Raw genomic sequence first — 18,938 nt, 5'->3', positions numbered from 1 at the left:
CTATGCACGGCTGAAACGTGTGGATGTGTCGGACATAGCGGGCCTGTTCGAGCGCGTCGGACTTGCGCCTGCTGCGGCCGACCGCGCGGTCCGGACCTATTCCAAGGGCATGCGGCAGCGGCTCGGGCTGGCCCAGGCGCTACTCGGTTCGCCGCGCGTGCTGCTGCTCGACGAGCCCACCAGCGGGCTCGATCCGGCGTTGAGACGAAATTTTTATGAACTGGTATCCGGCCTGCGCTCAGCAGGTACGACGATCCTGCTGTCCTCGCATGCGCTGACCGAACTCGAAGATCGCACTGACCGGGTGATCATCGTCAACGAGGGTGTGGCGATCGCCGACGGCACGCTGGAGAAGCTGCGCGGCATCGCCCGCCTGCCGACCCGGATCAGCGTCACGCTGGCGGACGGCGCGGGGATAACCACCCCGAACGGCGCGCAGGTCGCCTGGAAGGCTGTCAGGGACCGCACCTTCGAGGCGGAGGTCGCGCCCGAAAACAAAATCTCGATCCTCAGGGACGTCACGGCCGATCCCGCCGCGGTTGCGGCGTTGCATGTGGTGGAGCCGACGCTGGATGAACTTTACGCCCATTTCCTCGGCGGGCGGGGGATGATGCGATGAACAATATATTGATCGTGGCGCGCAAGGAAATCCAGGAGGGCCTGCGGAACCGCTGGGTGCTGGCCACCACGCTGCTGCTGGCGGCGCTTGCGCTCACTCTGTCCTTCCTCGGCAGCGCGCCGACCGGCAATGTCGGCGTCAACCAGCTCGACGTTGTCATCGTCAGCCTGTCGAGCCTGACCATATTCCTGGTGCCGCTGATTGCGCTGCTGCTGGCGCATGATGCGATCGTCGGCGAAATAGAACGCGGCACGATGCTGCTGCTGATCAGTTACCCGATCGGCCGGCGGCAGATCATCTTCGGCAAGTTTCTCGGCCATCTGGCGATCCTCGCCTTCGCCACCCTGTTCGGCTACGGCACGGCGGCTGCGGCACTGGCGATGACCGGAACCGAAATCGGCCCGGCGAGTTGGTGGGCCTTCCTGGTGATGATCGCTTCATCGATCTTGCTCGGCATGGTATTCATCGCAATCGGTTATGTAACGAGCGCGCTTTCCCGCGAGCGGAGCACGGCCGGCGGCATCGCGATCGGCGTCTGGCTGTTCTTCGTGCTGATCTACGACATGGCCCTGCTCGGCGTGCTGGTGGCGGCCGAGGGCCGGGCACTGCCGACGGGTCTTCTCGATGCCCTGCTTGTTCTCAACCCGACCGATGCCTACCGACTGCTCAATCTGGGCTCGGGAGAGGCGGGCGCGCTTTCGGGGCTCGGCGGCATCGCCGGACATACGGGGCTTAACGGGCCGATGCTCGTTGCCGCCCTCCTCGCCTGGATCGTCGCCCCGCTGGCACTGACGCTCATGATATTCTCAAGGAGAGAACTATGAAGATCGCTCCCGTCATCGCACTCTTTGTCACCGGCCTTCTCTTAACCGGCTGTAGTGAGGAGAAGGATGCCGCGCCGCCAGCGCCTTACGCGCTTACCGAGGAGGCGATGGGCCGCTATTGCGGCATGAACCTTCTGGAACATGCCGGTCCCAAGGGCCAGGTCATCATGTCCCAGATCCCCGAGCCCATCTGGTTCAGTTCGGCGCGAGATACGATTGCCTTCACGATGCTGCCGGAAGAACCCAAGGACATCGCGGCCATCTATGTGTCCGACATGGCCAAGGCAACCACATGGGAAGAGCCCGGAGCCGACAACTGGATCGATGCGCGCACGGCTCTCTTCGTGATCGGTAGCGGGCTGCGCGGCGGCATGGGCACGGACGAGGCGGTGCCATTCTCGACGCGCGAGGCCGCCGACAAATTCGCCGGCGAACATGGCGGCCGCGTTGTCGGCTTCAGCGAGGTCCCGCGCGATTATGTGCTAGGGTCATCGACGGACGATCCCGAGATACAGAGAACGCCGGCAAATGTGGAAGAACCCGGGAAAGGACAGGCAAATGGCTAGTATCATCACCCGCCGCCGCGCCATTGCGATATTCGCCGCGGCCGCCGGCCTACCCCTGATACGACCCGCGCGGGCGACAACCCATGCCGTCACCTGGAAAGGGCAGGCGCTGGGTGCGCCCGCGACGCTGATCCTGCATCACGAGGACAGGGGCAAGGCGCAGCGTCTCGTCGACCGCGTCGTGACGGAAGTGTCGCGGCTGGAAGAGGTTTTCAGCCTCTACAGGAGCACCTCTGCGATCAGCGAACTGAACCGGGTCGGCGGCCTGGCCGCACCGCCCGCCGACCTGGTGGCGCTGCTCCAAACCTGCCGCCATCACTGGCATGAGAGCGGCGGCGCTTTCGACCCGACCATACAGCCGCTCTGGGCGCTTTATCGCGATCACTTCTCGGAGCCGGACGCCGATCCCGACGGCCCGCCGGCTGAAACAATCGCCCGGGCGGTCAGTCGGGTCGGCTTCGACGCGGTCCGCTTCAACCGCGACCGCATCGTATTCACGCGACCGGACATGGCGCTGACGCTGAACGGCATCGCCCAGGGCTATGTCACCGACCGCGTGGTTTCCATACTGCGGGATGCGGGCATCACTAGCAGCATGGTGGACATGGGCGAAGGCCGGGCGATTGGCGGGCAGGCCGATGGCACCCCGTGGCGCGTCGGTCTTGCCGATCTCCAGGACGCCGAGCGGCCCGACAGTGTCCTCAATCTCATTGACCGGGCGGTCGCGACATCCAGTCCGGCCGGCTTCCATTTCGATGCCGCCCGCCGGTTCGGCCATATCCTCGACCCGCGCAACGGCGGTGCCAGCGCAGCCTACCGGCGCCTGAGCGTCGTTGCGCCGGACGCCACGACAGCAGACGCGCTCTCGACCGTCTTCAGCCTGACGGATCCGGAGAGCATCCGTTCAAGCCTTGCCGGAAAGCCGGATATCATGGTGGATCTTGTTCTGGCGTCAGGTGAACACAGACGATACGGGAGTTGAACGTCCCACACGGCATATAGCAGATTTCCTCGAATTCCTTTTACGCTTACATTGTCTTCCCGTCTCCGACGCATCCGCCTGCCGCCGATGACGAGATCGACATTTTGCCAGGACCTAAACGCCTAAGTTCTGGTTCTCCGGCAGCTTCACGTCAACGATGGGAAAAAGCCTTCACCTCAGTTGGTGGGAGATCTGTGGACTATCACCGCGAGGGTTGATGATCGCGCCCTACCTTCTTGGTCAAATCGCCATCCAAGCGGAACTTTACGCTTTTCCTTTGGTTGAACGGGCATCCATGGTTGTTATGTTCAGATAAGGGTTGCCTCACGCCCGTAGTTCCATCACCCATGCTGCCGTCGTGCGGCTGAATAGATATCAAGGAGAAAATAATGAATCTTTTTGCAACGACTCTCATCGGAGGCGCTGTCTCAGTGTTGATAGGCAGTAGCGCGATCGCTGCGGACTTCGAAGTTGATATGCTCAACAAGGGCTCCGATGGGGTGATGGTATTCGAACCGCTTCTGTCAAAAATCGCTGTCGGCGACACTGTCACCTTTGTGCCAAAGGACAAAGGCCACAACGCTGAAGCCATAAAAAACATGGTTCCTGACGGCGCAGAGCTGTTCAAGGGAAAGATCAATGAAACAGTAAAGCAGACGTTCAATACGCCCGGAGTTTATGTCATAAAGTGCACGCCGCATTATAGTATGGGTATGGTTGCGGTGATCGTTGTGGGAGAGAACCCGGCCAATGTACAGGCGATCAAGGAGGCTAAATTGCCGAAGAAAGCGCGCGAGCGGACCGACAAGGCGCTGTCGCAGCTGTAAGGGAAGTGCGAACTGCCACCAAACGATACCAACGGCCGGTCAAGCGATCGGCCAAACTCACCGGAATTCCGCTTGAGGATGAGGTTCACAACAAAGGTACCGACAAGCATTGCAAACTGCATTGAGCAAAGTCCGTGGCCATCGGCGCCAGTGTCTCTATCTTTGGAGAGGGAGCTGGCAAAATCTCTGGAAAACCCACACCTCTTAAGCGATCTCCACTACTAGGTCCTAGAGCTTCTGTATCGCTCAAGGCTAGCCAGCCTACGAAGCTCGGCTGATACCATGAAACTTTAGACCTCACGCCATCAGCTAACTGCTTCCTTGCACAGGATCCTGGCGATCTGGAATGATTCCTCGTGCGCCCCTCGATAGTCTGGCGAAGCAGGCCTTTTCGCCCGAGATCATCACCAGCTGATGTAAAACATCGCTTTCGCCAGGAAAACGATGAGGACCACATGGAAGAAGACGCTGAGGTGTATGACTTTCGTGTGCCTAGACCTCAGCTTGCCATGCGCTCCCAGGATCACAGCCGTGATGAATTGCGCCAGAACGCTCGCCGCCAGCGCGATTTTGATCGACAGCAGTGTTGCAAAACTGCTGTCAAGGGGACGGGCGAGGTCTTCGCGATATTGCCAGGCCATGGTTACGCCGGCCATGTAGAGCACCGCAATGACGAACGGCATCAGGCGGCGCGCCCGCCAGCCGATTTCCGTTTCCACCTTGCGCATCGCGTCCGGCCCCACCCGCTTGCGGATGCCTTCCAAAACGAGAACTTCGAAGAAGACAGTCCCGACAAACAGGATAGCGGCAAAAAGGTGAAGCGTAAGAAGCGCGAAATGGCTCATGATCTTCGTCGGACTCCGTCAGCTATCCGGTAACCGCACCCTCGTCGGCCGGGCGGGCGAGCGCTGCGAACTTGGCGAGCACGCCGCGCTTGTAGCGCGGTTCGGGTTGCTTCCAGGCCGCGCGGCGGCGGGCAATCTCGGCCGCGTCCACGTCCAGTCGAAGGAGCAGGCGCTGCGCGTCGATGGTGATAGAATCCCCCTCCTCCACAAGCGCGATGGTTCCGCCCACATAGGCCTCTGGCGTGACATGGCCGACGACCATGCCCCAGGTACCTCCAGAAAACCGGCCGTCGGTGATGAGCCCAACGCTTTCGCCAAGGCCCCGGCCGACCAGCGCCGAGGTCGGCGCCAGCATTTCCGGCATGCCCGGCCCGCCCTGCGGCCCGAGATAGCGCAGCACCACCACGTCGCCCGGCCGGATACGGTCGGCCAGTATCGCCTCCATGGCGGAAGGCTCGTCGTCGAAGACCCGCGCCGGGCCTGTGATCACGGGGCTCTTCAGTCCGGTGATCTTGGCCACCGCGCCGTTTTCGGCAAGGTTGCCCTTGAGGATAGCGAGATGCCCCTCTCGATAGAGAGCTTGCCGCAGCGGCATGATGACACGCTGGTCAGCACGCGGTTCGGCAGGCACATCGGCTAGTTCCTCGGCAAGCGTGCGGCCGGTGATCGTCAGGCAATCGCCATGGATTAGGTCCGCATCCAGCAGTATCTTCAGCACCTGCGGCACGCCGCCTGCGGCATGCAGGTCCACCGCCATGTACCGCCCGGAGGGCTTCAGGTCGCACAGCACCGGCACCTTGCGGCGCACACGCTCGAAATCGTCAAGCGTCCACTCAACCTGGGCGGCATGGGCTATCGCCAGATAGTGTAAAATCGCATTGGTCGACCCCCCCACCGCCATGATGAGCGCCACCGCATTCTCGATCGATTTGCGGGTAACGATATCGCGCGGACGTATATTCCGCTTGACCGCTTCAACCAGCACACGGCCGGATTCTGCCGCGCTATCGATTTTTTCATGATCGGGATTTGCCATGGTAGAGGAATAGAGCAGCGACATGCCGAGTGCCTCAAAGGAGGAACTCATGGTGTTGGCAGTATACATGCCGCCGCAGGAGCCCGTGGAAGGGCAGGCGTGACGTTCGATACCCTCGAAATCCGTCTCGTCGATCGTGCCGGCCATAAAGGCCCCAACAGCCTCGAAGGCTGAGACGATGGAAAGGTCCTCCCCCTTCCAGCGGCCAGGCTTGATGGTGCCGCCATAGACATAGATCGCCGGTGCGTCAGCACGCAGGATGCCGATCATACCGCCCGGCATGTTCTTGTCGCAGCCGCCGAGCACCAACACGCCGTCCATCCATTGTCCCTGCACCGAGATCTCGACGCAGTCGGCGATCACCTCGCGTGAGACCAGCGAATATTTCATGCCCTCGGTGCCCATCGACATGCCGTCGGAAATGGTGGGCGTGCCGAAGGTCTGCGGATTGGCCCCAGCCGCCGCGATGGCGCTGATGGCCGCGTCGGCCAGCGGCTGCAGGCCGGCATTGCAGGGCGTGATGGTAGAATGCCCATTGGCGATGCCGATCATCGGCTTGTCGAAATCGGCTTTCTCATAGCCGAGCGCATAGTACATGGCGCGGTTCGGCGAGCGGGCGATCCCTTCCGTTATATGTTTCGAGCGTTCGTTAAAAGGCATATCGGACCTTGCTCTTGAAACGGGAGGGGCTTGCTCTGTCGGCAATCGAGACGCCGAATGCGCACGCTGCACGGACCAGGCACAAATCAATATGCTGAACATAGCGTATGGCCATCGGAACGGCAAACGGTCAGGGCGTTACCGCCCGGCATCGTCTCCGGCAGCCCGCTCACCGCGTTTCCAGCGCCAATTCCCTGGTCCTGACAGCCGCAAGCGCCCTCCACTCCTTGAGAAGGTCCTGATCCTCCTCTGAAAAGCGCGCACGATGCTTCACATCCTGAAAGGATCACCTGAATGGTACCGGTCAAATTCTGCCGCAATGAGGGTCTCGTGATGGAGGCTTTTTTGCGCATCGTCGGAGGCGATGGCTTGTACAAATCTATTGATCGACGTGAACCGCTGATCTTCTACGCCCTGCTTCATCGCATTTTCCCCCAGCAGAGCCACGCGCCCATCTTTGCAAGCGGCATGATAGGCGAAAATGCAGCTTGGGTTTCAGTCCGCAAGGGGGCAATGTCATGTGGAAACCATCGGATCGACCGACATGTGTTTAGAAATTCCTATAGCTGGCGCGGGGCGGAGACAATATGGTGCGCCATGCTGGCAGACCCTGCCAGAATTGTGACAGTCCATGAAGACGACAGCTCAAATCCTTCGCGATTATCGCGGCCCGGCCCTGTTCAGCTTCGGGTTTCGCCCTTTTTTCCTTTTCGCCGCACTCTGGGCCGCGATAACAATACCGCTCTGGCTCTTATCATTTCTCGGTATCGGCGAAATCCCGGCCACGATCTTCACGCGGGACTGGCATGTGCACGAAATGCTGTTTGGTTACACCGCCGCGGTAATCGTGGGGTATATGACCGTTGCAGGCGCCAACTGGACGGGCCACTTTCCCGTCGCGGGACGGTCAATCGTCCTATTAGTGCTGTTGTGGGCGGCCGGACGGCTGGCAATGCTCGCCTATCCCGTTCTTGGTTCGATAGCCGCCTTGATCGACGCCCTGTTCCTCATCGTGTTTGCTGGCGCGCTGTGGCGTGAGCAATTTGCGGCCAGCAGTTGGCGCAACGTGGCGCCCTGCATCGTCGTATCATTACTAGCGATCGCCAATATAGGTTTTCATGTCACCATGATCGTGCCGAATATCGCCCTGGCGCCGGAACGTATGGCCATCGGCCTTGTCACCTTCCTCATCGCCCTGATCGGCGGACGGCTCGTGCCAAGCTTCACCCGCAACTGGATGGCGCAGCACAAGATCAAGCCGGAACCGGCATCCTACGGTCGCTTCGATATGGCCGTGCTCGGTATCACCGGTGCGGGCATAGCGCTGTGGGTCGTCTGGCCCTTGTCCGCCGTCACCGGGGTCTTGCTGATTCTCGCCGGCGCGGGCCTCTTTATCCGCCTGCTGCGCTGGCGTGGCTGGATCGTCATCAGCGACGGCATGGTGGTCGTCCTTCATCTCGGCTACTTTTGGTGCGCGCTCGGTCTTGCCATGCTTGGCGCCTCGATCCTCTCGCCGGCGCATGTGTCCGGTTCCGCCGCGATCCATTCACTGGCCGTCGGCGCAATCGGCATGATGACGCTGGCGGTCATGACCCGGACCAGCCGAAGCCATACCGGCCGCGAACGGCGCGCGGATCGCCCGACGCTGGCCATCTATGGCTTGGCAATGGCGGCCGCGACCACTCGCGTGCTCGCACCATTTGCAATGTCGATCTATTCCGAACTGCTCGTCCTGTCCGCTCTCTCCTGGTCATCTGCCTTCGCCACCTTCGCACTGGTCTATGGACCTATGCTGGCGCGCGCTTGGAAGCGAAAGGTCTGATCGCGACCTTCGCGAAGGATCACACGAGGTCGCGAGACATCTCGCGCGAACTCCGACACATTGGCATCGTCAGACGGACAGCACGAAGACACTGAGCCCGATCTATGCATCGTTATGTAGATGATTTCTCGTTTGCTGTCGTTATATGCCGCCCTCAGAAGGGCGGCTCGGCGTCGACGCTACCGTCCTGTTCCGCCGTGATGATTGCCAACTCGGCCCGAGCAAGTTCCAGTTCGGTCTGGATCTCGTGGCGCTCCGCAGCGTCGCATGCGTTGTTAAGCTCAGCCCGCAGCTCCTCAATCTGGATCTCGAGTTCGTAGGTCATCTTCATCTCCTTGACGTTTGTGAAAGATGACCAGCCGGCCCGAGAAGAGGATGGCGGGGTCAGGGATCGCGCCAGCGACCGGCAGAGCCGGGGAGCGGGGGAGCGGGGGAGCCGATTTACGGTGACCGCCCAACGGGCGGGTGGAGTAAATTGGGGGAACCGCTCATCCTTGGGGCCGTCATACCCGCTTGGTACGATCGCTCGTTCTGAGCAGCTTCCCCCACTCACCGTATGCCACCAAAAAAGCCGGAGCTGGCTCGATGCCGGGTCCGGCTTTGACTTCTCGGCAGAGAAGAAGGCTCCGCCGGCGGCGGAGCCTCGTGATGTCAATCAGTCCCGGTTCGGGCGGGACCAGATGAGCTGGAGGCCATCCTCGCCTTCAACTTCGGTGAGCGTTGCGTAGATCGGAGCTGGGAAGCTCGGATCATCGAGCTTGACCGAGAGGTAGTCGCGGCCCTGTTCGGAGGTTTTCTGCCAGGCGGCACCTAGCTCAACGCTCCCGGCGTAGACGCGGAACTGCGGGCCCTTGTCGGAGGGGTTCTCTACCCGGGCGATGCGGGCCTTGACGTTGAGGGCGAGCGTGCGGATGGAGCCGGTGAAGCCGTTTTCGGTGGAGGTGAATGTGCCGATGGTTGCCATTGTCGTATTCCTTTTCTCATGTTCGGGCCGCGCCCATCGCGACCTCGATAGCTGTCAAAAGACCGGTGACGATCGGACCGCACCCAATAGGGCCGCAATGAAATGGAGGGCGGCAAGTCGCAGATTTGTTAGTGGGAGAGGAGGAGCTCGCAGGCTCCGGGGTAAGAAATCTGCGGCCTGCCGTTGCGGGAAGACGATCGAGGCGCAGCCGGTCTCCGGTCAGACATGTCTCATCGAGCTCGCAGATGGGTTGCCGGAAACTCTGACGTGAAGGGATATGGCAATGGTGCTCCGCCGCACTCGCCCGGGCACGAATGGCATCTTGCGCCATCCCCGCTTCGACCATCGTTGCTTGATTCAGTCGGAGTCACAAGTTCGTGCAAACATTGGCTCGCTTGCCCGATCTCCCCAGTGAGATATCGTTGCACTCGCGAATCGCGACCTGGAGGATCAATGCGTCAGCAGACCAAGCCGTTCATCGTCGAACGTAGACCGACCCGCAAAACCCAACCCGACGCTCAAAACCCGTCAATCTGGGGAAGACTGGATGCTGACATCGCACAAGGTCTCAAGGACGAACGGGATGATGATCACGCGGCCGCCAATGGTGGTGACGACCGCGGCTGAGCGTCAGGCCGCAGCCTTTACATCCGCTTCCGGCTGCAAGGAATGTAGGAAACTCACAGCGCGCTGCGCATGAGCCGCGGCCTGGAAGATCGCCCGCTTGTCGTTGGCGAGCACCGATAGCCACGACTTCAGATAGGACGCATGATCCGGCCGCGGCTCGAGCTCCGGTGCGATGCCGAGATCGGCGCAGAGGAAGCAGCTACCGAGCTCAGCAATGAGTTCTTCTCGGGCACGGTCCGTCCGGTCCTTGGCATAGCGCGAAAGATCTCGTCCGACGCGATGTTCCGCCGCCGTCCAGTGCGTTGCCTCATGGCTCAGGACGGCCGCATACCCGGCAGCATCGCGAAACGCCTCGAAGGGCGGCATCTGGATGTAATCCATGATCGGCGAATAATAGGCCTGGTTGCCGCCGTGCCGGATCGCGGCGCCGGTGTTGCGGAAAAAGAGATCGGCGCGCTCTATTCGCTCGACTGGATCCAGCACCTTGGTCGGCGGGGCATAATACGTGTCGGGCAAACCGTCGATCTGCGCGATATTGAAGACAGAATATGCCTTGAGGAACGGTATCTCTCGATCGACCTCATTGCCGTTTCCGTCGGCCACCGACTTGGTGAACCGGCTGGCGAAGACCACCGTGGAGCCCGTTTCGCCTTTCCGCACGGCCCCGCCCAGTTCGAGGGCCTGTTTGAAGGTCATCCACATCGAGGAGGAGAAGCCGCGCGATACCTGCTCCGACCACAGGAGCAGCACGTTCATGCCGGAATAGGGGAGGCCATTGTGGCGCATCGGCCTGCTGATGCGACTATGCGTGTTGGCGGCGCTCCATGGTTTCATCCAGGGACGAACGCCCTGTTCGAGATCTTCAACGATCCGATCGGTGATCCGCGTATAGATGTCGATACGGTCCGTTTCCGCTTTCCTCGTCATGACTTCTTCTCCTTCTCAGGACCGCGCCTATCGTGGTCCGTCACGGAGGTCCGAAGTCAGGGGCCGATGGTGCGGCCATGCACCGGAAACGGCCGTAACAGCGTGGAGGGCGGCGAAGCCGTTGCATGGGCGCCCGGCTCCTGCAGGACCGCCGAGCGGGACGGGCCGCTATAGGCGCGCATCCAGCTTTCGTTTTCGACCTGAGAAAAAGGCAGGCGCATGCAGGCGCCAACCAAGGACCAAGAAGGAAGGGGCGGGGTACGACCCCGCCGTTCGTATTATCCGAAAGCGGCCAACTGAGCTTCGGCCGCCTTGCGGTCGAGCGATGCGCCCGGATTTTCGACCGGCCGGTCGAAGGGCTTCCACGCCTCGCCGATGACTTGTTCATAGGCGGCGACTGCGCCCTCGGCCGCCATGCGCAGCGCGTGGGACTGGACACCAATGTCGGCCGCGAACTCCCGCTTGCGCTGGGCGGCACTATCGTATCCGACCGGACCGTCGAGGTCCTCGTCACGAGTGTCATTCGACGCCTTGGCCGTTGCGTCGCGCGCCTCTGTGACGGCCCGGGAGTAGAATTGCCCGGCGCCATGAGCGGATCCGACAAAGGCCCCGACAATGCGCTGCAGGTGGATCTGCATCGCCTTCTCGCCGAGGCCTTCCGAGAGGCTTTCAGCGGTCTCGACGATCAGCCGCTCATGGAGGCTACGGATGCCATCGCTGTCGACGACTGTTGTACCGAAGCTTGTCGCGATCTTGAACGCCTGGGTGGCGTCAGGGCAGGAGAGGCGGACCATTTCGAGGGTGGTAGCGCGGCGTGATTGCGACGACCTGGCGTTGGAGCGATTTGGGGTAGAGGGCTTGGCCATGTCTGTTCCTTCCGTGGCTTCCGAAGCGGTTCCGGCCCGTGCCGGTCTGCCCTTCGATGCGGACGACTAGGAACCGGCAAGGGACGGCGGCTTCACAGGTCCGATCCGGCTGAGCCAGCAGGGCAGGGTTGCGGGCCAGCAGGTCTTGACCTGAGAAGACCGCGAGCCTGCCCTCGCGCAGAGAGGCTGGATCAGCCGCCCTGCGGCGCGATAGCGGCCTTGAAACGACAGGCCGCCGGTTCAGACCGCAGCGAACAAGAAGGGCAGTCCGGCACGGGTCCGATATCACTCCCAAGGCAGGCGACAGACATGGCCAAGCCCACCATGACGATGACAACGAAGCCGGGTAGGACATCGCCAGGTCCTTTCGCCTCGGGTCCTCCCATTTCGCCGGATGAAGCACAGGCTCGCGGTCGCGATGCTGGAACGCCCCGATGACTGCTCCTGCGTCGCCAGGCTGCAGACGATCGTGTCGAGTTCGACCCAGCGCTCGAAGGCAAAGCGGTCGAAGAGCTCCCGATGGTAGAGACGGGGACTGGACCGGCGCCGCGCGCGGCTCCGGACTTTCACCGTGGTTGCCTGTCTCCCGGCTCGCGCGGCAATCTGACGGGTCAGACAATCGAGATGCCGCTGGGCTTCGCGCCGGGCGTCGATTGATTTCGCCAGCGGCCTCAAGAGGCGGACGTCGATCATGACCCATCCTCCCGGCTTCGCCAGCCGATGAAGGAAGACGGCCCGTCATATTCAGTGTGGCGACCGAGATCGATGACGAAGCCGAACTGCCCCCGCCCCGCATATTCGTCGCTTGCCACCAGAAAGCGGCGTTCTTCACCATCCCGGATATGACCTCCGCCGATCTTTGCCACGACCTCCGTCATGCCGGGGCGCTGATCGGACAAGATTGCCGACATAACGATGTAGTCCGCCGCATGGCGTTGATCGAAAGCCCGGCCATCAATAGCCCAGCTCTCACCCTCGGCGAGCGTGCGGCCATGGATTTTCTCCCAGACGTCGGGCCAGGTATTGCGGATGGTCTTTTCTGCCATCGACCGCTCGTAGGCGGTGAACAGGTCCGGAAAGCTGATCGCCACGATCGCCCATTCGCAATCTTCCTCGTACCAGGGCGTGTCCTTCCGTAGCAGAGGATGGACCTTGGCGTTGCGATCGGCCGAGAGGTGGAAACCACCATGCCCTGAGGTCATGTGAGCGACGACGCCCTCGGCATAGGTAACCGCCATCTGCGATGCGCCCCACGGGGTGCTTGCCGAAATGGGGGTCTGCACGCGGTGCAGCTTGGCCAGATCGCGTCTATGACCGGCGGTCTCGGCGACACGCTCCCGGAACTCGGCCTCATCGACAACCCGGCCGTCATGCCCGATGAAATCGGCGCGCTTTAGCTCTACCAGCGGCCCACGGATCGCACCGGCACTTGCAACAAAAGCAAAGCCGCTGGGTGACGTGACCATGGCAAGGACCAGGTCACCGATGCGGGCGAGGGATAAGCCGTCTGCACTGGTGGCGAACTCCACCCCCGAAAGATCGGGGGTGGAGTTTGCAATTTTCGACTGGAGGGCGGCGGTCATGCTGCAGCCCTCTGATCGACGTCTTCATCATACTCATCATGACCCGGCAAATCCGCATTCTGCGGCTCGCCTTCAACCAAATCGTCGGTATCGTGTTCTGGCTGATCTACCGATGGATCATCGATATCGCTGTCCCCGTCATCCTGAGGCCTCTCGTCGACGAAACCCGTGGCCGCGCCTGCCCGGATCCACTCGAGCAACTCGTCGGCAGGCGGCGCGAAGCGGGCCGAGGGATGGACGAAGTGCTTAGTTGCGAAATGCTCGACGAGCGCTGCACGAGTTTCCCGGACCTTCGCGCGCGTCTGGACCGATGCCTCGACGCAAGACGCTTCCAGCGCCTGACGCGACAGGCATAAGAGGAAGTCCTCCGAGCCCATGTTCGGCAGAAACTCGTCGGCGCCGATAGCCTCACCGGCAATGCGCGAGACCATGCCACTGTTCGACATGCCCCGCCGGCAAGAGAGGACGTCGATCAGCACGGAGCGGACCGCAACCCGAAGGCTATCCTGATCGAAGGCGAGCTTGCCATGCTCGTCAAACAATCCGACCGCGTGGCGCGAGAAGCGCTTGCCGCCGTAGAAGGTCCCGTCTGCACCGGAGTCGACGCGGACATTCTGGCCAGAGAAAGCCAGGACCATCAGCGCCATCAGCATGTCGTCCTCGATCGGCGCGCGACCGAGTGCATCGTGCAGGGCGTCGGTGCGGAAATCACCGATCATGTCATGGCCCTTCTGGGTGACGTCGGGCCGGACTTTCGGCGTGGCGACTGCGTCGGCGTCATCGCCGCCAGTGACCGATCCGTCGCCAATAGCACCCTCCGGCTTCGCCACCTCGGGCATGCGGTAATGTACCGTCTGGACCTTGCCGTCGCGATCGAGGTAGAGCGCCGTATGGTCGGACTTGGACGGCTTGCCGTAAACTTGGGATCCCTTCTTCGGCAGCTCCGGCTGGCCCCAGCTGTTGACCTCGACGATTGCGCCGCGCTTCGGCAGGTTGCTCGTCATCCACTCATGCTGGGCGCCGAGAAAGCCCTCGACATTGGTGGTGTAGTGGCCGTCCTCGTCAGCCGGTGCGAAGAGATCCTCCACCCATTCGATGCCGTAGGCCTGAGCCAGATCATCGCCGAAGCTCGCGTCCCTGGCATACATGCGCTTCTTCGTCAGGGAATTTGCGATCTGCCACCATGGAGCCGTGTCGCCCTTCTTGGGCTTGTGCGCTTTCCAGACCTCCTTTTGGTCGACCTGGCCCGCCGCTGCGATCACCCGCAACTGCTGCTCGGACGGCATGTCACCCAGCGCCATCTGCTCCAGCATCGCTGGAAGCACATTGGCGAGCAGACGCAGCTTGCGGATCTGGCGGACAGGAAGAGCGAGAGCGACGGCGATCGCTTCCTCGGTCCAGCCAAGAGCAACAAGGCGTTCAATACCTCGCCATTGGTCGACGGGGTTGAGCGCTTCGCGAACGCTGTTTTCGACCATGGAACGCATCGCGCCATTGTCGTTGGCTGCATCAACGACGAGGATTTCGATTTCTTCGAGGCCTGCGGCGATGGCGAGGCGGACGCGGCGATGGCCGGCGTCAATGATATAGCCGTTTCCGCCATCGGTTTCCGGCGCGACCACCGGCGGCTGGACGATGCCGACGGCCTTGATCGTCGCCAGCATCAGCGCATCGGCCTGCGGCGAGGACTTCGACTGGCGCATCCGGTCGGGGTTTTCCTTCAGCGCGCGCGGGTCAACCTTGGTGATCTGCATGGGATTTGTCCTTGTCTGGAGGGTTTCGGACCGGCGCCATGCCAGCCCTTCCTGTCTTCATTGTTCTCGAAGACACCTCCCGGACCGCCGAACGGCCGGACTGACGCAACTGCGACCGAGCATCACTGCTGCGAAGGACAAGCGGGGCTGACAGCCCTGCGAAGAACGAGTGGCCGGGATGGCGCAGGCGGCGGTTGAGCGTACGCGTCGGCAGGAGGACCGATCGGCGACGGGTTCTTTCCCTCCTCCTTCTTTTCCGTTTCTTCATTACAAATGCGGTCCGCGTACGCCGAGGCGCGAACGACATACAAAACCTCGACCGGAAACAGAAACGCAAAAGGGCGCTCGACCCGCGAGGGGAGCGCCCTTTAAGATCCCGGACGACGTCGAAAACCACAGCGATTGCGGCGGCAGGACATCATCTGAACGGGAAGTGATGCTCAGATATTGTTGATGGCGGAAAAATTCAAGTCGCGACCGTGAACACTCGCTGATAAATGTCGCCCCGTCCAAGTGTGCCAGTCGAGGAAAGATGAGTACAGATCCTGAAACCCGGAGGGCCATCGCACACCGCGCCATCAATCGCGCGAAGTCCCGTGGTACGCCGATCGACGAGGACCCAATCTTTATGGCTCTGCTGGATGCATGGATCAGTGGCGACATCGACATGCGTACGATGCGCGAGCGCTATCGCGACAGCTTTTCTCTCAAGGAAGAACAGCACCGTGGTCGTCAGCTTGGCCAGGACGAGATATCTTTGGATGATAATGTGTAGGAAAAAAGGGCCGACGGAGTAAACCGCGGCCCATAAAGTGTGGAGATCTTCGACCTCCAGAGGGGAACAGCTACTGCGGCGGAACTGGGAGGAGACCGCCATATGCATCAGCTGCAGGCTTTATGCCTGATTTAGGCCAATCGGAAGACAATTGTTGTGCAATGCAGCTATGCGGCGGCGGCGATGGTCTCGCTGTCCAGATCTGCTGCCAGTTGAGTTTCGATGTCACGTAGATCGCGCCTTTTCTCCTTCAGGTCGTCAGCAAACGCGAACGCTCCTCCGTCTCGCGAACGGTATGAGGCCAGCCGGCGCCCGGCTTCTTCGAGACGTCGCCGATACTGACGCTGCTCCTGATCGAACACATTGAGTCCATGCTCCAGCCGTGAGATGGCGCATGATGGAGTGACCGTGATTGCAAGCTCGATCTCTTGACTTACGCCAGTGCGCTGCAGCAGCGTCTCATAGCGATAGCCGTCGCCCTTACCGAACCGCTCACCCTCATAGACGAAATCGAAGCCGCCGATCGTGGCCAGATGCACCTGCCCCTCATGCTGAAGCTGCAGAAGCGTGAGGATTTCCTTCATCAGCGCGCGACCGGCCTCCTTGCGCTCGGCATGTTCTTTACCGAGCACCGTCATGATGAAGGCATCGCCTGTGGTCGACTGTAGCCGCGCGATGTCCTGGCCGATTTCCTCAATCCGCCGGGTCGAGAGCTCGATTTCGCGTTCTGCTTCTCGCATCTGCCGGCGGACGGCGTGTTGATCGTCCTCGTGGGCGGCCCGCAGCCGTTCGAGCCGTGCGATATCGGCTTCCAGGCCTGCCTTCTGCATCAACCGTTCATCGCCGGATGCGATCGCCTTGGCCATGGCGAACTGGTTGGCCGCCCCTTCACCAACATCCTCCAGTCGCCTGATCGAGGTGTCGCCAGACAGGGCCGCGGCAATGAACCGGGCTTTGCGCTCATTGTTCTGCCACATGCTGGCATCCAACGAGCCTTCCGTCGCATAGGCGAAGATATCGACCTCGTCGTGCTGGTTGCCCTGGCGGACGATGCGACCCTCGCGTTGCTCGATCTGCGACGGCAGCCATGGCACATCGAGGTGATGGAGCGCCTTCAGCCGAAGCTGGGCGTTGACGCCCGTGCCCATAGTTTCCGACGAGCCGATCAGGAAACGAACCTTGCCGGCCCTGACATCGCCGAACAGTCGCTGCTTGGCTTCGGTCTTCTTGTAGTCCTGCATGAAGGCAATTTGCGGGGCGGGCACACCGAGCCGGACCAGCTCGTCGCGAATGAACCGATAGGCCGAGAAGCCGCGGGACTTCTCGACATTGATCGTGCCGAGATCGGAAAAGATCATCTGGGCTGCCCCTGGTAGATCGAAGTCTTTGCCGTCGGGGCGTCGATAGATGGCCTCGCCGGTAACCTTCCAGATCCGGTGGGCATTGCGGACGAGCAGATTGAGCTTGTTATTCTCCTCGTTGTCGGCCGCCGGCATGACGAAGCGCAGGTCGATCGCCGCATGGCGCCCATCAGTAATGACGGACAGCAGAATGTCGGCGCCCGACTTGGCAGGCCCCTCGCGCTGCTCGATCGCCTTGATCCTGCTGCCGAGGGTCTGCTGATAGGTCTTGAACAGCGCCGTCGGCTTGGCAGTCATGATCTGCCGCCGGCCGGTCGAGATGTTGGGCACCTTTACGTATTGCCGCAGGTCATTCGGCATCACCACATCGGCAAACGAGCGGAACATGGCGATCAGCTCCGGCACGTTGACGAAGGAAGCAAAGCGGCTGACCGGCTTGTATTTTCCCGATGGCTGGATTTCGAGTTCGGTGGTCGTGTCGCCGAAGCACGATGCCCAGGCGTCGAACTCGTGCAGTCCGCGTTCAGATAGAGCTGCAGCCCCAAGCAGGCGCTGGATGGAGAACATCTCCCCGAGAGTATTGGTGATCGGCGTGCCAGAGGCGAGCACGAGCGCGCGGCCGGGGTTCCGCGTCTCGATGTAGCGGGACTTCACATAGAGATCCCAGGCGCGCTGCGAGCCATTCGGGTCGATGCCCTTCAGCGTCGACATGTTGGTGGCGAAGGACAGCTTGCGGAATTCCTGCGCCTCGTCGACGACGATCTGGTCGATACCAATTTCCGAGATGGTGAGAAGATCATCCTTTCTGGTGGCGAGACCTTCGAGCCGTTCCTGCAGACCTTCCTTCAGCCGCTCGAGGCGCTTGCGCGAAACGCGGTCCTCGCTATCGACCTTGGTGAGCAGATCCTCGTAGAGCTGCAGCTCGCCCTGGATCATCTGTTGCTCGAAGGCCGACGGCACGGCGATGAAACGGAACGCCGAATGCGTGATGATGATCGCGTCCCAGGTCGCGGTTGCCGCCCGTGACAGGAAGCGAGCACGCTTGTCTTTGGTGAAGTTGGTTTCGTCAGCGACGAGAATGCGGGCATTCGGATAGAGGCCTAAAAACTCGCGGGCGGCCTGCGCCAGGCAATGGCCAGGCACGACCAGCATGGCCTTGGCGATCAGTCCAAGCCGGCGCTGCTCCATGATGGCCGCCGCCATCGTCATCGTCTTACCGGCGCCGACAGCATGGGCAAGATAGGTCGAGCCATCGGCAATGATCCGCCAGATGCCGCGTTTCTGATGCCCATAAAGAACAAAGGCGCCAGAGGCGCCAGGAAGTTTCAGGTGGGAGCCGTCGAATTTCCGCGGCGCGATATTGTTGAAGCGGTCATTGTAGTCGCGGGTCAGCCGGTCGGTGCGATCTGGATCGGTCCAGACCCAGTCCTGAAACGCCTGCTTGATCCTCTGCAGCTTATCGCGTGCGGCTTCCGTATCGACGACATTGAGAACCCGGCGCTCGCCGTCGACATCCTTGAAGACGTCGAAGATTTGAGGGACCCGGCTATTCAGCGCATCGGCGAGCAGATCGCCTGCATGGCGGCGGCTGGTACCCCATTCTGAGGTGCCGGCGGCGCTATAGCCGAGTTGACGGGCCTCCACGGTCCATGAACCAAGCTCCGGCATATGATGGATGCGGATTTCCGCCTCCATCTTTTGCCTGACGAAGGCCACGACATCGGCGGCCGGGATCCACGGGGCGCCGAGGCGGGCTGTGATGTCGGATGGCCGGAGATCAGCCGGCTGAACATCTAGAAGCGCGCGGACATTACGCTCATATGACGGGTCGAGCTCTGCGGCAGCCTGCGCGGCGGCGAGCTTTGTGCGGACGGCCCCTGAGAGATATCCGTCTGCCGTC

General features: G+C 61.5%; 20 protein-coding genes. 9 read left to right on the top strand and 11 right to left on the bottom strand.

Annotated features, from left to right (window positions below; all coding sequences use genetic code 11):
• The 5 genes from VL202_RS11465 to VL202_RS11445 all read left to right on the top strand — a co-directional run.
• Window positions 1-619 (top strand): ABC transporter ATP-binding protein (locus VL202_RS11465; protein WP_325464247.1); only part of this gene is annotated, 619 nt, incomplete at its 5' end.
• Entirely contained in the window at window positions 616-1,443 is an 828-nt protein-coding gene (locus VL202_RS11460) for an ABC transporter permease (RefSeq protein WP_325464246.1), read from the top strand. The genes VL202_RS11465 and VL202_RS11460, both read left to right, overlap by 4 nt.
• On the top strand, window positions 1,440-2,009 hold the full coding sequence (locus VL202_RS11455; RefSeq protein WP_325464245.1) for a nitrous oxide reductase accessory protein NosL: 570 nt from the start codon (window positions 1,440-1,442) through the stop codon (window positions 2,007-2,009). The genes VL202_RS11460 and VL202_RS11455 overlap by 4 nt, the downstream gene beginning before the upstream one ends.
• Window positions 2,002-2,991 carry an FAD:protein FMN transferase gene (locus VL202_RS11450; protein ID WP_325464244.1) on the top strand — a complete coding sequence of 330 codons (990 nt, stop codon included), beginning with the start codon at window positions 2,002-2,004 and terminating at the stop codon, window positions 2,989-2,991. Before VL202_RS11455 ends, VL202_RS11450 begins: the two co-directional genes overlap by 8 nt.
• 389 nt (window positions 2,992-3,380) lie before the next feature.
• On the top strand, window positions 3,381-3,818 hold the full coding sequence (locus tag VL202_RS11445) for a pseudoazurin (RefSeq protein ID WP_050746871.1): 438 nt from the start codon (window positions 3,381-3,383) through the stop codon (window positions 3,816-3,818).
• A 404-nt stretch (window positions 3,819-4,222) separates the two neighbouring features.
• Here VL202_RS11445 and VL202_RS11440 read toward each other — a convergent pair whose 3' ends face one another.
• From VL202_RS11440 to VL202_RS11430, 3 genes are all read right to left on the bottom strand, one after another.
• Window positions 4,223-4,582 (bottom strand): hypothetical protein, encoded by a 360-nt coding sequence (locus VL202_RS11440; RefSeq protein ID WP_325464243.1) that lies wholly within the window; start codon window positions 4,580-4,582, stop codon window positions 4,223-4,225.
• A gap of 103 nt (window positions 4,583-4,685) precedes the next feature.
• Window positions 4,686-6,359: a dihydroxy-acid dehydratase gene (gene ilvD, locus VL202_RS11435; RefSeq protein ID WP_325464242.1), complete on the bottom strand. Its 1,674-nt coding sequence runs from the start codon at window positions 6,357-6,359 to the stop codon at window positions 4,686-4,688.
• Between the two features lie 270 nt (window positions 6,360-6,629).
• Window positions 6,630-6,782, bottom strand: coding sequence for a hypothetical protein (locus tag VL202_RS11430; protein WP_325464241.1), 153 nt, complete (start codon window positions 6,780-6,782; stop codon window positions 6,630-6,632).
• A gap of 208 nt (window positions 6,783-6,990) precedes the next feature.
• Between VL202_RS11430 and VL202_RS11425 the strand changes: the two genes are divergently transcribed.
• Window positions 6,991-8,181, top strand: coding sequence for an NnrS family protein (locus VL202_RS11425; RefSeq protein WP_325464240.1), 1,191 nt, complete (start codon window positions 6,991-6,993; stop codon window positions 8,179-8,181).
• A 154-nt stretch (window positions 8,182-8,335) separates the two neighbouring features.
• Here the strand turns inward: VL202_RS11425 and VL202_RS11420 are convergent, their stop codons facing one another.
• Window positions 8,336-8,506 (bottom strand): hypothetical protein, encoded by a 171-nt coding sequence (locus tag VL202_RS11420; RefSeq protein ID WP_325464239.1) that lies wholly within the window; start codon window positions 8,504-8,506, stop codon window positions 8,336-8,338.
• A gap of 330 nt (window positions 8,507-8,836) precedes the next feature.
• Window positions 8,837-9,145 carry a DUF736 domain-containing protein gene (locus VL202_RS11415; protein ID WP_325464238.1) on the bottom strand — a complete coding sequence of 103 codons (309 nt, stop codon included), beginning with the start codon at window positions 9,143-9,145 and terminating at the stop codon, window positions 8,837-8,839.
• Window positions 9,146-9,598: 453 nt separating this feature from the next.
• On the opposite strand from VL202_RS11415, the gene VL202_RS11410 reads away from it, so the two are divergent.
• On the top strand, window positions 9,599-9,772 hold the full coding sequence (locus VL202_RS11410; protein WP_325464237.1) for a hypothetical protein: 174 nt from the start codon (window positions 9,599-9,601) through the stop codon (window positions 9,770-9,772).
• 3 nt (window positions 9,773-9,775) lie between these two features.
• On the opposite strand, the gene VL202_RS11405 is transcribed toward VL202_RS11410, so the two are convergent.
• Genes VL202_RS11405 through VL202_RS11395 form a run of 3 tightly spaced genes read right to left on the bottom strand, consistent with a single transcriptional unit; the run spans window position 9,776 to window position 11,565 of the window.
• Window positions 9,776-10,699, bottom strand: a complete 924-nt coding sequence (locus VL202_RS11405; RefSeq protein ID WP_325464236.1) for an ArdC family protein — start codon at window positions 10,697-10,699, stop codon at window positions 9,776-9,778.
• Between the two features lie 56 nt (window positions 10,700-10,755).
• The gene (locus VL202_RS11400; RefSeq protein WP_325464235.1) at window positions 10,756-10,920 is read right to left on the bottom strand and encodes a hypothetical protein; all 165 of its coding nucleotides are present in this window, start codon (window positions 10,918-10,920) and stop codon (window positions 10,756-10,758) included.
• Between the two features lie 57 nt (window positions 10,921-10,977).
• Window positions 10,978-11,565: a hypothetical protein gene (locus VL202_RS11395; protein ID WP_325464234.1), complete on the bottom strand. Its 588-nt coding sequence runs from the start codon at window positions 11,563-11,565 to the stop codon at window positions 10,978-10,980.
• A 519-nt stretch (window positions 11,566-12,084) separates the two neighbouring features.
• Here VL202_RS11395 and VL202_RS11390 point away from each other — a divergent pair.
• Complete coding sequence (locus tag VL202_RS11390) at window positions 12,085-12,222, top strand: hypothetical protein (RefSeq protein WP_325464233.1); 138 nt, start codon at window positions 12,085-12,087, stop codon at window positions 12,220-12,222.
• 32 nt (window positions 12,223-12,254) lie between these two features.
• Here VL202_RS11390 and VL202_RS11385 read toward each other — a convergent pair whose 3' ends face one another.
• Together VL202_RS11385 and VL202_RS11380 are read right to left on the bottom strand one after the other, a co-directional pair.
• Window positions 12,255-13,148, bottom strand: coding sequence for a DUF7007 domain-containing protein (locus VL202_RS11385; RefSeq protein ID WP_325464232.1), 894 nt, complete (start codon window positions 13,146-13,148; stop codon window positions 12,255-12,257).
• Window positions 13,145-14,902 carry a ParB N-terminal domain-containing protein gene (locus tag VL202_RS11380; RefSeq protein WP_325464231.1) on the bottom strand — a complete coding sequence of 586 codons (1,758 nt, stop codon included), beginning with the start codon at window positions 14,900-14,902 and terminating at the stop codon, window positions 13,145-13,147. The genes VL202_RS11385 and VL202_RS11380 overlap by 4 nt, the downstream gene beginning before the upstream one ends.
• A 532-nt stretch (window positions 14,903-15,434) precedes the next feature.
• On the opposite strand from VL202_RS11380, the gene VL202_RS11375 reads away from it, so the two are divergent.
• Window positions 15,435-15,677: a hypothetical protein gene (locus tag VL202_RS11375; protein WP_325464230.1), complete on the top strand. Its 243-nt coding sequence runs from the start codon at window positions 15,435-15,437 to the stop codon at window positions 15,675-15,677.
• A 167-nt stretch (window positions 15,678-15,844) separates the two neighbouring features.
• On the opposite strand, the gene VL202_RS11370 is transcribed toward VL202_RS11375, so the two are convergent.
• On the bottom strand, window positions 15,845-18,938 hold a 3,094-nt coding region (locus VL202_RS11370; RefSeq protein WP_325464229.1), incomplete at its 5' end, for a DEAD/DEAH box helicase family protein.

It is taken from the genome of Pararhizobium sp., from assembly GCF_035497515.1.
Classification (GTDB): Bacteria; Pseudomonadota; Alphaproteobacteria; order Rhizobiales; family Rhizobiaceae; genus Pararhizobium.
This window is presented reverse-complemented; position numbering and strand designations above follow the sequence as displayed.